Annotated in this window: 12 protein-coding genes; 3 read left to right on the forward strand and 9 right to left on the reverse strand. The window is 61.5% G+C overall.

Going from position 1 to position 13,265, the window contains the following annotated elements:
• Positions 1-9: 9 nt before the first annotated feature.
• From CAF87_RS16720 to gcl, 6 genes are all read right to left on the reverse strand, one after another.
• Positions 10-924, reverse strand: a complete 915-nt coding sequence (locus CAF87_RS16720; protein WP_085733716.1) for an urea transporter — start codon at positions 922-924, stop codon at positions 10-12.
• Between the two features lie 145 nt (positions 925-1,069).
• Positions 1,070-2,485 carry a pyruvate kinase gene (pyk, locus tag CAF87_RS16725; protein ID WP_085710519.1) on the reverse strand — a complete coding sequence of 472 codons (1,416 nt, stop codon included), beginning with the start codon at positions 2,483-2,485 and terminating at the stop codon, positions 1,070-1,072.
• Positions 2,482-3,756, reverse strand: a complete 1,275-nt coding sequence (locus tag CAF87_RS16730; protein ID WP_085733715.1) for a glycerate kinase — start codon at positions 3,754-3,756, stop codon at positions 2,482-2,484. The genes pyk and CAF87_RS16730 overlap by 4 nt, the downstream gene beginning before the upstream one ends.
• Before the next feature lie 88 nt (positions 3,757-3,844).
• The gene (locus CAF87_RS16735) at positions 3,845-4,738 is read right to left on the reverse strand and encodes a 2-hydroxy-3-oxopropionate reductase (protein ID WP_085733714.1); all 894 of its coding nucleotides are present in this window, start codon (positions 4,736-4,738) and stop codon (positions 3,845-3,847) included.
• A 43-nt stretch (positions 4,739-4,781) separates the two neighbouring features.
• Complete coding sequence (gene hyi, locus CAF87_RS16740; protein ID WP_085733713.1) at positions 4,782-5,564, reverse strand: hydroxypyruvate isomerase; 783 nt, start codon at positions 5,562-5,564, stop codon at positions 4,782-4,784.
• Positions 5,565-5,625: 61 nt separating this feature from the next.
• Complete coding sequence (gcl, locus tag CAF87_RS16745; RefSeq protein ID WP_085733712.1) at positions 5,626-7,401, reverse strand: glyoxylate carboligase; 1,776 nt, start codon at positions 7,399-7,401, stop codon at positions 5,626-5,628.
• A 281-nt stretch (positions 7,402-7,682) separates the two neighbouring features.
• Between gcl and CAF87_RS16750 the strand changes: the two genes are divergently transcribed.
• Both CAF87_RS16750 and CAF87_RS16755 read left to right on the forward strand, forming a co-directional pair.
• Entirely contained in the window at positions 7,683-8,123 is a 441-nt protein-coding gene (locus CAF87_RS16750) for a heme-binding protein (protein ID WP_085710524.1), read from the forward strand.
• A 95-nt stretch (positions 8,124-8,218) separates the two neighbouring features.
• Positions 8,219-9,289 (forward strand): alpha/beta hydrolase-fold protein, encoded by a 1,071-nt coding sequence (locus CAF87_RS16755; RefSeq protein WP_085733711.1) that lies wholly within the window; start codon positions 8,219-8,221, stop codon positions 9,287-9,289.
• An 81-nt stretch (positions 9,290-9,370) separates the two neighbouring features.
• Here the strand turns inward: CAF87_RS16755 and CAF87_RS16760 are convergent, their stop codons facing one another.
• Entirely contained in the window at positions 9,371-9,976 is a 606-nt protein-coding gene (locus CAF87_RS16760) for a TetR/AcrR family transcriptional regulator (protein WP_085733710.1), read from the reverse strand.
• A 134-nt stretch (positions 9,977-10,110) separates the two neighbouring features.
• Here CAF87_RS16760 and CAF87_RS16765 point away from each other — a divergent pair, with 134 nt between their 5' ends.
• Complete coding sequence (locus CAF87_RS16765; protein ID WP_085733709.1) at positions 10,111-11,025, forward strand: DUF808 domain-containing protein; 915 nt, start codon at positions 10,111-10,113, stop codon at positions 11,023-11,025.
• Between the two features lie 64 nt (positions 11,026-11,089).
• Here the strand turns inward: CAF87_RS16765 and CAF87_RS16770 are convergent, their stop codons facing one another.
• Both CAF87_RS16770 and CAF87_RS16775 read right to left on the reverse strand, forming a co-directional pair.
• Complete coding sequence (locus CAF87_RS16770; protein ID WP_085733708.1) at positions 11,090-11,878, reverse strand: VacJ family lipoprotein; 789 nt, start codon at positions 11,876-11,878, stop codon at positions 11,090-11,092.
• A complete protein-coding gene (locus tag CAF87_RS16775) occupies positions 11,871-13,169 on the reverse strand; it encodes a serine/threonine protein kinase (RefSeq protein ID WP_085710535.1) in 1,299 nt (432 codons plus the stop codon). The genes CAF87_RS16770 and CAF87_RS16775 overlap by 8 nt, the downstream gene beginning before the upstream one ends.
• Positions 13,170-13,265: the final 96 nt, after the last annotated feature.

Genomic DNA, 13,265 nt, shown 5'->3' on the forward strand with positions numbered 1-13,265 from the left:
GGCCGTCAATCAGCGCAGCCTAGGTTGATTCTCCCCGTTAGTGCAAGGCGCGGCGTTGATCTCCGCTTGGCGCATCAGGCGAATGCCGGTGCGCAGCAGCCAGCAGGCGAGAATGAACGGTGCCGTGAGGGTCGCAAGACCGATGGCACTGAACAGAGGCGTCAGCAGCAGCGCCAGACCAATGCCGAACAGCGGCAGCCACGGTTGCTGGCGCTGGGCGCTGAAGGCGAGGGCGGCGAGCACGGCGTTGTAGCCACCCAGCCCCAGCAGCGCTATCTGGCTTTCGTGGTGCAACAGGCTGGAACCGAGGCCAATCGCCGATGCCAATAGCGCCCAGGCAAACGCCCGGCGATCAGCGATCAGCAACCCGGCGGCGATCAATCCACCGGCCAACGGATGGTCGAGGAACATCACCTGACCGAATCCTTTCAGGGCGGCAGCGAGCAGGTTCAGGGTGTTCAGCTCAAGCGCCGGCACCGGTGTCGAAGGCTCGGCGAAACACAGGAACACCCAGCTCAACAATACGAACGGCGCAGTGTAGGCGGGCAGGTACTCGGTGAGGCGTGCGCGTTTGAGCCACTGCTGCGTGATCATCGCGCTCAGGCCACCGGCCGCCAGAATCAGCGGTGGCAGCATCGGCGACCAGGGGAAATACAGGCTCAACAACAGGCCGACCAGCACGCCGTTGTAGCTGAACAGTCCGGCCTGGCGGTCAGCCTTGGCGTAGTTGCGCCGTTGCGCAGTGAGCAAACCGGCGACCGCGCCGAGCAGCGCGCCGGCGAACAGCACCGGCGCGGTGAATAAAATGGCCAAAAGGCACAGCAGGCCACACAGCGGATGACGCTGGAGGAAGATTTGACTGAAACCGTTGAGCAAAGCCTCGGCCCAGTCGGGGCAGTGGGTGTTGAAATGGTTGGCAGGCATGTCTGGAGAATCTGGGCAGTTGGAAAATCAAAAGGTCTTGCTTGAAGCTGTGGCGAGGGAGCTCATGCCCGGCGAATGTGGTGTCTCTTGTGGAAACCGTCATGCCGAGCGACGGGAGCACGCTCCCTCGCCACACAGGTGTTGCTTAAATCAATGTTTCGATCCGCAGCGAATTAGTCGATCCCGGCTGGCCAAACGGCACACCCGCGGTGATCAGCAACGTATCGCCACGCTCGGCCATTCCTTGAGCCTGAGCGATTTCCAGCGCGGTCGAGCACACTTCATCCACCTGACGCAGGCGATCATTGACCACCGAATGAATGCCCCACGCCACGCTCAGCCGGCGGGCGGTCTGCAGGTTCGGCGTCAGGTTGAGGATCGGCGCTTTCGGCCGCTCCCGCGCCGCACGCAAACTCGATGCGCCGGACTCGCTGTAGTTGACCAGCACCGCCACCGGCAGCACGTTGCTGATGCGGCGAATCGCACAGCTGATCGCATCGGACACGGTCGCTTCGGCTTTCGGCCGGCTGACGTCGAGTTGGGTCTGGTAATCCGGACCGTTCTCCACCTGGCGAATGATCTTGCTCATCATCTGCACGGCTTCCAGCGGGTATTCGCCGGACGCGGTTTCTGCCGACAGCATCACCGCATCGGCGCCTTCGGCCACGGCGTTGGCGACGTCGGTGACTTCAGCGCGGGTCGGCGCCGGGGAGAAACGCATCGACTCGAGCATCTGCGTCGCCACCACCACCGGTTTGCCGAGCTGACGGCAGGTGGTGATGATGTTTTTCTGGATCTGCGGCACGCTTTCGGCCGGCACTTCCACGCCGAGGTCACCACGAGCCACCATGATCGCGTCGCTCAGTTCGGCGATCTCGCGCAGTTGCTCGACGGCCGACGGCTTCTCGATTTTCGCCATCAGGAACGCCTTGTCGCCGATCAGCTCGCGGGCCTCGATGATGTCTTGCGGACGCTGCACGAACGACAGCGCCACCCAGTCCACACCCAGCTCCAGGCCGAAGCTCAGGTCGCGGCGATCCTTGGTGGTCAGCGGGCTCAGATCGAGTACCGCTTGCGGCACGTTCACGCCTTTGCGGTCCGACAGCTCGCCGCCGTTGAGCACGGTGGTGTCGATCGCATCGCTGTATTTGGTAACGACCCGCAGCCGCAGTTTGCCGTCATCGAGCAGCAGGTCCATCCCGGCTTCCAGCGCCGCGATGATCTCCGGATGCGGCAGATTCACCCGGCGTTCGTCGCCCGGTGTCGCGTCCAGATCGAGGCGGAAGGCCTGACCGCGATGCAACTGAACCTTGCCGTCAGCGAACTTGCCGACCCGCAGTTTCGGCCCTTGCAGGTCCATCAGGATGCCGAGCGGATAGTTGAGCTGGCGCTCGACTTCGCGGATCCACTGATAGCGCTTGGCGTGGTCGGCGTGATCGCCGTGGCTGAAGTTGAGGCGGAAGATATTGACTCCGGCCTCGACCAGCTCGCGGATGTCTTCGATGCCGTCGACGGCAGGCCCGAGGGTGGCGAGGATTTTGACCTTTTTGTCAGGCGTCATGATTTGGAACTCTCGAGGATCAGAATGGCGCGGAAGTCGTTGACGTTGGTGCGGGTCGGCTCGGTGACGATCAGCGCATCGAGCGCCGCGAAGTAGCCGTAGCCGTTGTTGTTATCCAGCTCGTCGCTGGCGCTCAGCCCAAGGGCGGCGGCGCGGGCGTAGCTGTCCGGGGTCATGATCGCGCCGGCGTTGTCTTCCGAGCCGTCGATGCCGTCGGTGTCACCGGCCAGCGCATAGACGCCGGGCTGGCCCTTGAGGCTGTCGGTGAGGCTGAGGAGGAATTCGGCGTTGCGTCCGCCACGGCCATTGCCGCGCACGGTCACGGTGGTTTCGCCGCCGGAGAGAATCACGCACGGTGCCGCCAGTGGCTGGCCGTGATGAATGATCTGGCGCGCGATACCGGCGTGGACTTTCGCCACTTCCCGGGATTCGCCTTCCAGGTCGCCGAGGATCAGCGTGCTGAAACCGGCCTGACGGCATTTCACTGCCGCCGCATCCAGCGATTGCTGAGGGCGGGCGATCAGCTGGAAGTGACTGCGGGCCAGGCTCGGATCGCCGGGTTTGACGGTTTCCGATTCCGGGCTTTGCAGCCAGGTACGCACGGAAGCCGGGATCTCGATACCGTAGCGCTTGATGATCGCCAGTGCTTCGGCGCTGGTGCTCGGGTCGGCCACGGTCGGGCCGGAGGCGATGACCGTGGCGAGGTCGCCCGGTACATCGGAAATCGCGTAGGTATAAACAGTCGCCGGCCAGCAAGCCTTGCCCAGGCGTCCGCCCTTGATCGCCGAGAGGTGCTTGCGCACGCAGTTCATCTCGCCGATGGTCGCGCCGGATTTGAGCAGGGCTTTGTTGATCGACTGTTTGTCGGCCAGGGTGATGCCTTCGGCCGGCAGCGCCAGCAGGGCAGAGCCGCCGCCGGACAACAGGAAGATCACGCGGTCGTCTTCGGTCAGGTTGCTGACCAGTTCCAGCACGCGTTTGGCCACGGCCAGACCGGCAGCGTCCGGGACCGGATGCGCGGCTTCGACCACTTCGATTTTTTCGCACGGGGCGCCGTGACCGTAGCGGGTCACCACAAGGCCCGAGACTTCGCCTTCCCAGCAGCGCTCGACCACTTGCGCCATGGCAGCGGCAGCCTTGCCGGCGCCGATGACGATCACGCGACCTGTGCGGTCGGCTGGCAGATGGGCTTCGAGGACCTGGTACGGATGGGCCGCGTCGATGGCTGTGGCAAACAGCTCGCGCAGCAGTTGTTGCGGATCGACCGACATGGCGGGCTCCCGGAATTCTTGTTATTGGAAGGGCAACTCGGTCCAGTGTGGAAGCAGGGCTGCTTCCACACCGGGGGCGGGGCAGGGCTTACTTCTTGTCGCGAATCGAGAAGTTGGCCATGTGTTCCAGGCCCTTGATCAGCGCCGAGTGGTCCCAGTTGCTGCCGCCGATGGCCGCGCAGGTGCTGAACACCTGCTGGGCGTTGGCGGTGTTCGGCAGGTTGATGTTCAGCTCCTTGGCGCCTTGCAGGGCCAGGTTCAGGTCCTTCTGGTGCAGGCTGATGCGGAAGCCCGGATCGAAGGTGCCCTTGATCATGCGCTCGCCGTGCACTTCGAGGATCTTCGAGGAGGCGAAACCGCCCATCAGTGCTTCACGCACCTTGGCCGGATCGGCACCGTTTTTCGAAGCGAACAGCAGGGCTTCGGCGACGGCCTGAATGTTCAGGGCAACGATGATCTGGTTCGCCACCTTGGCGGTCTGACCGTCGCCATTGCCGCCGACCAGGGTGATGTTCTTGCCCATGGCCTGGAACAGCGGCAGTGCGCGTTCGAAGGCATCGGCGTCGCCGCCGACCATGATGCTCAGGGTCGCAGCCTTGGCACCGACTTCACCACCGGACACTGGAGCGTCGAGGTATTGCGCGCCTTTTTCGTTGATCTTCGCGGCGAAAGCCTTGGTGGCGGTTGGCGAGATCGAGCTCATGTCGATCACGACCTTGCCTTTGCCAATGCCGGCAGCGACGCCGTCGGTGCGGAACAGCACGTCGTCGACCTGCGGGGTATCCGGCACCATGACGATGATGAATTCAGCTTCCTGGGCCACTTCTTTCGGGTTGGCCAGGGCGACGGCGCCAGCGGCGACCAGATCGGCAGGAGCGGCGTCGTGGTGTGCCGACAGGAACAGGCTGTGACCGGCTTTCTGCAGGTTCGAAGCCATTGGGTGGCCCATGATGCCGGTGCCGATAAATCCGATTTTAGCCATGAGAAATTCCTCTTGTTTTTGTCTTGCTCAAGCAAATAGGGGGTCAGATCGCGTTGTGGGTCTTCAGCCAGCCGAGGCCCGCTTCAGTGGTGGTCAGCGGTTTGTACTCGCAGCCGACCCAGCCCTGATAACCGATGCGATCCAGGTGTTCGAACAGGAAGCGATAGTTGATCTCGCCAGTGCCCGGCTCGTTGCGGCCCGGGTTGTCGGCCAACTGCACATGGTTGATCTCGCCCAGGTGCGATTGCAGGGTGCGGGCCAGATCGCCTTCCATGATTTGCATGTGATAGATGTCGTATTGCAGGAACAGATTGGCGCTGCCGACCTGCTCGCGAATCGACAGGGCCTGCGCCGTGTTGTTCAGGTAGAAGCCCGGAATGTCGCGGGTGTTGATCGCTTCCATCACCAGTTTGATACCGACGGCTTGCAGCTTGTCGGCGGCGTACTTGAGGTTGGCGACGAAGGTCTTTTCAACGGTGGCATCGTCCACGCCCTGCGGACGGATACCGGCCAGGCAGTTGACCTGGGTGTTGCCCAGCACCTGTGCGTAGGCGATGGCCAGATCGACCCCGGCGCGGAACTCTTCGACCCGGTCCGGCAGGCACGCGATACCGCGCTCGCCCTTGGCCCAGTCACCCGCTGGCAGGTTGAACAGCACTTGGGTCAGACCGTTGGCGTCGAGTTTGGCCTTGATTTCGGCAGAGCTGAAATCGTACGGGAACAGGTACTCGACACCGCTGAAGCCCGCCTTGGCGGCGGCGTCGAAACGGGCAAGGAAATCCTGTTCGGTGAACAGCATGGACAGGTTGGCTGCGAAACGCGGCATGGTGGTCTCCCGTTAGAGTGATCGTTCCCGCGCCCGGCGCGGGAACGAACGGCAAGCAGTTTTAATCGAGCAGCGAAATCGCGGTAGGCGCATCGTTGCCGACCAGCGCCAGGTCTTCGAATTCGTTGACGGCGTTGATCTCGGTACCCATGGAGATGTTGGTCACACGCTCCAGAATGATCTCGACGATCACCGGCACCTTGAACTCTTCGATCAGCTCTTCGGCCTTGCGCAGGGCAGGGGCGATGTCAGCCGGTTCGAACACACGCAGGGCCTTGCAGCCCAGGCCTTCGGCGACTGCGACGTGGTCGACACCGTAACCGTTGAGTTCCGGCGCGTTCAGGTTATCGAAGGACAGCTGCACGCAGTAGTCCATTTCGAACCCGCGCTGTGCCTGACGGATCAGACCCAGGTACGAGTTGTTCACCACAACGTGGATGTACGGCAGATTGAACTGGGCGCCGACCGCCAGTTCTTCGATCATGAACTGGAAGTCATAGTCCCCCGACAGGGCCACGACTTTACGGTTCGGATCGGCCTTCACCACGCCCAGCGCTGCTGGAATGGTCCAGCCCAACGGGCCTGCCTGGCCGCAGTTGATCCAGTGACGCGGCTTGTAGACGTGCAGGAACTGCGCGCCGGCAATCTGCGACAGACCGATGGTGCTGACGTAGCAGGTGTCCTTGCCGAACACCTGGTTCATTTCTTCGTAAACGCGCTGCGGCTTGACCGGCACGTTGTCGAAGTGGGTCTTGCGTTGCAGGCTGGCCTTGCGCTGCTGGCAATCCTGCAGCCAGGCGCTGCGGTTTTTCAGCTTGCCGGCGGCTTGCCATTCACGGGCGACTTCGATGAACACGGTCAGCGCGGCAGCAGCGTCGGAAACGATGCCCAGGTCCGGGGTGAACACGCGGCCGATCTGGGTGCCTTCGATGTCGACGTGAATGAACTTGCGACCTTCGGTGTACACGTCGACCGAACCGGTGTGACGGTTGGCCCAACGGTTACCGATGCCCAGTACCACGTCGGATTTCAGCATCGTGGCGTTGCCGTAACGGTGCGAAGTCTGCAGACCGACCATGCCGACCATCAGCGGGTGATCGTCTGGAATGGTGCCCCAGCCCATCAGGGTCGGAATCACCGGAATGCCGGTCAGCTCGGCGAATTCCACCAGCAGATCGCTGGCATCGGCGTTGATGATGCCGCCACCGGCTACCAGCAATGGACGCTCGGCCTGATCAAGCAAGGCCAGCGCTTTCTCAACCTGTACGCGGGTCGCGCTCGGTTTGGCCAGCGGCAGTGGCTGGTAGGCGTCGATGTCGAATTCGATTTCAGCCATCTGCACGTCGAACGGCAGGTCGATCAGCACCGGGCCAGGACGGCCGGAGCGCATTTCATAGAAAGCTTTCTGGAACGCGTAAGGCACCTGGCCCGGCTCCAGAACGGTGGTCGCCCACTTGGTCACTGGCTTGACGATGCTGGTGATGTCGACGGCCTGGAAGTCTTCCTTGTGCATACGGGCGCGAGGGGCTTGCCCTGTGATGCAGAGGATCGGGATCGAGTCCGCGGAGGCGCTGTACAGACCGGTGACCATGTCGGTACCGGCCGGGCCGGAAGTACCGATGCACACGCCGATGTTGCCGGCCTTGGTGCGGGTGTAGCCCTCGGCCATGTGCGAGGCGCCTTCAACGTGGCGAGCGAGGACGTGATCGATGCCACCGACTTTCTTCAGGGCGGAATACAGCGGGTTGATCGCAGCACCCGGAATGCCAAAAGCGGTATCGACCCCTTCACGGCGCATCACCAGAACGGCGGCTTCGATTGCTCTCATTTTGCTCATGGTTTTGTGCCTCTTTACGTTTTGTAATTGTATACAAGTGGCTTTGCGCAGAGTGTATTCACGGCGGACGGCGCAGGTCAATCCATTTTCTCAAGCGGCTGTTTCATTCGTCGGAAGCCGTTTCTGCTGTGGCTTTTCGTCGCATGAGGCGCTTTTCGAGAATTATTGTATACAAAAAAATAATTCATTGTGTTCTATTTGTTGCATCGGGCTGCGACGCAAGCGCGCAGCAAAAAAACGCAGCCCAACGGCTTTCCCAATAACAAAATGAGGACGGCACCATGAGCGCTTTAACCTTGAAAGTCGCAGTCAACCTGGTCAACGAAGCCATCAGCGCAGGGCGGGCGATCTCCGCTGCGCCGCTGACCATTGCAGTACTGGATACCGGCGGCCATCTGGTCACCTTGCAACGAGAAGACGGCGCCAGCCTGCTGCGCCCGAACATCGCCATCGGCAAAGCCTGGGGCGCCATCGCCCTGGGCAAGGGCTCACGACTGCTGGCGCTGGACGCGCAACAACGCCCGGCGTTCATCGCCGCGCTCAACAGCATGGGGCAGGGCAGCGTCGTGCCAGCACCGGGTGGTGTGCTGATTCGTGATCAGGCGGGGAACGTGCTGGGAGCGATCGGCATCAGCGGCGATCTGTCGGATGTCGATGAGCAAGTGGCGATCAAGGCTGTGGAAGCTTTGGATCTGCGGGCGGATGCGGGGGTGGCGGCCTGACGGGAACTGAATCACCCAGTTTGGTATTGAGGTGATGACGAATCGGGGGGGCGTCGATAGACTGCCGCCCCGTTTTTGTATCAAGGAAGATCAGCGTGAAGACGCTACTTGGCTTTTCTCTGGCCACGGCCATGACCCTCATTACTCCCTTTCTGCACGCTGCCGAACCGCTGGACGCCGAAGACATTGCATTCCAGGCGCTGAGCCCGGTGGTTACCGCGTTGATCAATGCCGACGATGTTTCTGAATTGATGGCGCGGGCCGAGAAGCTCGAAGACACCGATACCTTGCAGGCCATTGCGGTTTATCTGGCAGCCACTCGCGAAGATCCCAAGCAAATGCTCGCGCCTTATCAGGTCGCCGCGCTGTTTGCCCGCCGTGGCGATGACAAACTGGCCTTGCGCTTCCTGCAAGAGGCTGATGATCGTGGCATGTGGTTCGGCCCTTTGCTGGCCGGCGACGAGGACTTTTCCGATCTGCGCGAGACCGCCACCTACAAAACCGTATTGGCCAATGCGCAGCAGCGCTACAAGACAATCGCTCCCGGCAAGGTCGGCGCCATTTCAGTGCTCAATCCGTCGGCGGATATTCCCGCGCCCAAGGCGTGCCGACCGGTGGTGGTCTGGTTGCACGGCTACGGTATCAACGGCGAGCTCGACGAGAGCTACCAGCCACTCGCTGATACCGGGGCCATTATCCTTGGCATCAACGGTACAGAGATGATCAATGCGGTCGACAGCTTCCGCTGGATCGGCCCGGGCTTCGAGGGTACCCATAAAGCGGTGCAGAACGGCTTGAACCAATTGGCGGCGCAGCAATGCATCGATCGCAAGCACGTCTACCTGATGGGCTTCTCTCAAGGTTCACAACACGCGGGCGCCTTGCTGGCGCAACATCCGGATGACTACGCCGGTGCTCTGTTGCTCTCACCTGGCGGCCGGCAGCCGACTCCGACAGTGAGCAAGGCGCACGGCAAAAGAGTGTTTGTGATCAACGGCAAGATGGAAGGCGCGGGCAATCAGCAGATGGCCACTGACTTGCGCAAGCTGTTCAGTGACGGCAACGAAGTCAAATCCCGTACCCATGAAGGCGGGCATTCCTTCCCGGACTACTGGAGCACCTCCTTGCCGCAAGCGCTGCGCTGGTTGATGGGTAGCGACGCCTGAAACAAAAAAATCGCAGGTCTGGCCACGTCTTCAGGATGCTTTGGCCAGGCCTGCGATTTTTTTTGCGTGAGTTTCGCGCTGTCAGTCCGGCTCGCAGCCCTTGAGCACCAACCGGATGATGGTTTGCGCCGCCGCTTCATAGTCGGCTTCGTCGAGCTTTTCCTTACCGGTCACGGCGGAGATCTGCCAGTCGAAGTCGGCGTAGGTCTGGGTCGCGGCCCAGATGCTGAACATCAGGTGGTTGGGGTCGATCGGGGCGATCTGGCCGCGGTCGATCCAGCTCTGGATGCAGTCGATGTTGTGCTTGGCCTGGCTGTTCAGTTGCTCGACCAGGTCGGCGCTCAGGTGCGGGGCGCCATGCATGATTTCGCTGGCGAACACCTTCGAGGCAAACGGCAGGTCGCGGGAGATGCGGATCTTCGAGCGGATGTAGCCGCTCAGCACTTCGCTCGGTACGCCATCCGGGTTGAACGGGGTCGAGGCGTGCAGGATCGGTACGATGATGCTTTCCAGAACCTCGCGGTAGAGGTTTTCCTTGGACTTGAAGTAGTAGTAGACGTTGGGCTTGGGCAATCCCGCCTTGGCGGCGATGTCGCTGGTTTTGGTCGCAGCGAAGCCCTTGTCGGCAAACTCTTCACTGGCGGCACGCAGGATCAGTTCTTTGTTACGCTCGCGGATTGTGCTCATAAACCCGGTGGTTCCTTGCCTGTACTGGCGGTTGCGCATGGTAGCACCGGCCTCGCGCACCGCTCAACAATGCCCCGTGTGGCCTGCAGTCGCGGTATGCTGCGCGGCATTATTCACATAAGGAAACAAGATTCATGGCAGGAAGCAGTTTGCTGGTGGTGATCGACGATATCGCCACCGTTCTGGATGATGTGGCGTTGATGAGCAAAATGGCCGCCAAGAAGACCGCCGGGGTACTCGGCGATGACCTGGCGCTTAATGCCCAGCAAGTTTCAGGCGTACGCGCCGAACGGGAAATTCCTGTGGTATGGGCGGTGGCCAAGGGCTCGTTCGTCAACAAGTTGATCCTGGTGCCGTCGGCGCTGGCGATCAGTGCCTTCGTGCCGTGGCTGGTGACGCCGCTGTTGATGGTCGGCGGCGCCTACCTGTGCTTCGAGGGTTTCGAGAAACTCGCCCATCCGCTGTTGCACGGCAAAGATGAAGTTCAGGCCGAGCATACGCAGTTGACCGAAGCGGTGGCCGATCCTGCGACCGATCTGGTGGCCTACGAGAAGGACAAGATCAAAGGCGCGATCCGCACCGACTTCATCCTCTCGGCAGAAATCATCGCCATCACCCTCGGCACCGTGGCCGAGGCTTCGCTGACCCAGCAAGTGATCGTGATGTCGGGCATTGCCATCGTCATGACCGTGGGCGTTTATGGACTGGTGGCCGGTATCGTCAAACTCGATGACCTCGGCCTGTGGCTGACGCAGAAGCCCGGCGCTGCGGCGAAACGCATCGGCAACGCGATCCTGCGCGCCGCTCCGTACATGATGAAAGGCCTGTCGGTGATCGGCACGGCGGCGATGTTTCTGGTCGGCGGCGGCATCCTGACTCACGGCATACCGGTGGTGCATCACTGGATCGAGAGCGTTGCCGCAGCGGCGGGCAGCGCCGGGTTTGCAGTGCCTGTGTTGCTCAATGGGGTGGCAGGGGTTGTGGCGGGGGCGGTGGTGCTGGCTGTTGTGTCGGTCGTCGGCAAAGTCTGGAAAGCGCTGAAGGGCTGATTTACGGCTCAATGAAAAAGGCCATTCGATTCCCATCGAATGGCCTTTTTTGTGGCTGCCGTTTTTATTCGGCGATCTGCAGTTTGCGCGATTCGGTGTATACGTAGCGCACCTTCTCGTACTCGAACGGCGAGTTCATCTGGCCGTAGCGGAAGCGGGTCTGATAACGCTTGTCGACTGCCCGCAGCGCCCAGATTTCCGGGTGGTTTTCGCTGACTTTCGACACGTTCAGGTAGTTGATCGCCGATTCGGCGGTGTAGTCCACGGCCAGGCCGGCGGTGTCGCGGATGTTCGACGGGCCGAGGATCGGCAGCACGAAGTAGGCGCCGCCCGGCACACCATAGAAGCCCAGGGTCTGGCCGAAGTCTTCGCTCTGGCGTGGCAGGCCCATGGCAGTGGCCGGGTCCCACAGGCCGGCGATGCCGATGGTGGTGTTGAGCAGCAGGCGCGCAGTGGTTTCCATCGAGCGCTTGCCCTTGAACTGCAGCAGGCTGTTGACCAGATTCGGCACGTCGCCGAGGTTGTTGAAGAAGTTGCTCACACCGGAGCGCACGAAGCCGGGCGTGACATAGCGATAGCCATCGACCACCGGCAGGAACACCCATTGGTCGAAGCGGTAGTTGAAGTGGTAGACCCGGCGGTTCCACGACTCCAACGGGTCATACACGTTCAGTGCGTTGAGGGTCGAACGCTCGAATTCGCGCTGGTCCAGCCCCGGGTTGAATTTGAGTTTGGACAGTGGCTCCTTGAAGCCGTCACTGTCGACCACCACCGGTGCGTTGGCTTTGCTGTTGTCGGCCTGGGCCACGCCTGCACAGAGTAACGCTGCAAACAGCAGGAGATATTTAGCCACGGAAGAACTCCAGCATGGCGTCGCTGTTGACGCGGTAGTTAAGGTTGCCGCAATGGCCGCCCAGTGGATAAACCGTCAGGCGATCGCCGAAGGTTTTGCGCAGGAAGCCGAGGTCGCCCGGGCCGAGGATCACGTCGTCGGCGTTGTGCATCACGGCGATTTTCGGGCTGTCGTGCAGGTAGTCCTTGAGGGCGTACAGGCTGACCTGATCGATCAGTTGCAACAGGCTGCCGCCGTCGGTGCGGGCGCGCCACATCGGGATCACCTGTTCGGTCAGGTAGCAGTCGAAGTCGCATTGCAGCGCACGCTTGAGGAACGGCGTGAGGCTGGTGCCTTCGGTGATCGGGAATTTCGGCGGGGTGATCAGGCCGCGACGGTTGATCAGGTCCGAGGTGAAGGCGATGTCCGCCGCCGAGAAACGGAACGAGGTGCCGATCAGCATCGCCATCTGCTCGTTGCTCAGGTGCTGTTTGGACTGCTGGAAGTCATAGAGCAGTGCATCGTTGAGGTCGATGTAGCCTTTCTGCTGGAAGTAGCGGGTCAGCTTGGCCAGCACCAGTTCATAGAACGTGGTGCTGTTGTTGATGCCCTTGACCTCGGTCTGCACCAGCTTGTCGAGGTTGGTGATCGAGGTGTAGAGGTTGACCGGCGGGTTCAGCAGCAGGACTTTCTTGAAGTTGAAACTGCGGCGGGTTTCGTCCAGGTGGGCGACGAACGCTGCGTCCAGCGCACCGAGGCTGTAGCCGCTCAGGTAATAGTCGGTGACCGGCACTTTCGGGTTCTGCGCACGCACGGCCTGCATTACCCGGTACATGTCTTCGGCGTCTTCCTTGGTCACGCCGGGGGTGGCGAAACGCGAGGCGGCGCTCATGAAGTCGAAACTGGTCGGGGAGGACAGCTGCACTACGTGGTAGCCGGCTTTGTAGTAGAGCTTTTTCAGGTATTCGTTGAGGCTGCTGTCATAACGCGCGCCGGTGCCGGCGATCAGGAAGATCAGCGGGGCTGCCTTGTCCTGGGTGGCGATGCGATAGGTAAGTTTTTTCACTGCCCAGAAGTTGTCCGGCAGGATGAACTCGCGTTCCGGGCGCAGGGTGACGCTGCGGTCGGTCTGATTGATGTCGTCGTCCGACGGCAACTCCGGACGCAGGTCCGGTGGCGTGGTGGCGATGGTCGCTTCGAACGGGTTGGTCAGGGGGTAGCCATAACTGGCGGCGTCGATATCCACCGCCAGCGCGGACGCACTCAGAATAAGGCCGCCAAACAGGGCGGCGAAGCGCAAGGATCGGAGCATGAGTGAATCCCTTAAAGGAAGGTGCCGAATGAGGTTCGCAGGCTATGACCACTGGGTTTGCGCCAAAGTGCCATGCATCGGCACCAATCAGACGGA

It is taken from the genome of Pseudomonas sp. R38(2017) (genome assembly GCF_002112395.1).
In the GTDB taxonomy this organism is placed as follows: Bacteria; Pseudomonadota; Gammaproteobacteria; order Pseudomonadales; family Pseudomonadaceae; genus Aquipseudomonas.

Coding starts and splice junctions, on each gene's coding strand:
- hyi (WP_085733713.1), bottom strand. CDS start 5,564: ATGCCGCGTTTCGCAGCCAACCTGTCCATGCTGTTCACCGAACAGGAT.
- CAF87_RS16735 (WP_085733714.1), bottom strand. CDS start 4,738: ATGGCTAAAATCGGATTTATCGGCACCGGCATCATGGGCCACCCAATG.
- gcl (WP_085733712.1), bottom strand. CDS start 7,401: ATGAGCAAAATGAGAGCAATCGAAGCCGCCGTTCTGGTGATGCGCCGT.
- CAF87_RS16775 (WP_085710535.1), bottom strand. CDS start 13,169: ATGCTCCGATCCTTGCGCTTCGCCGCCCTGTTTGGCGGCCTTATTCTG.
- CAF87_RS16765 (WP_085733709.1), top strand. CDS start 10,111: ATGGCAGGAAGCAGTTTGCTGGTGGTGATCGACGATATCGCCACCGTT.
- CAF87_RS16750 (WP_085710524.1), top strand. CDS start 7,683: ATGAGCGCTTTAACCTTGAAAGTCGCAGTCAACCTGGTCAACGAAGCC.
- CAF87_RS16720 (WP_085733716.1), bottom strand. CDS start 924: ATGCCTGCCAACCATTTCAACACCCACTGCCCCGACTGGGCCGAGGCT.
- CAF87_RS16730 (WP_085733715.1), bottom strand. CDS start 3,756: ATGTCGGTCGATCCGCAACAACTGCTGCGCGAGCTGTTTGCCACAGCC.
- CAF87_RS16760 (WP_085733710.1), bottom strand. CDS start 9,976: ATGAGCACAATCCGCGAGCGTAACAAAGAACTGATCCTGCGTGCCGCC.
- pyk (WP_085710519.1), bottom strand. CDS start 2,485: ATGACGCCTGACAAAAAGGTCAAAATCCTCGCCACCCTCGGGCCTGCC.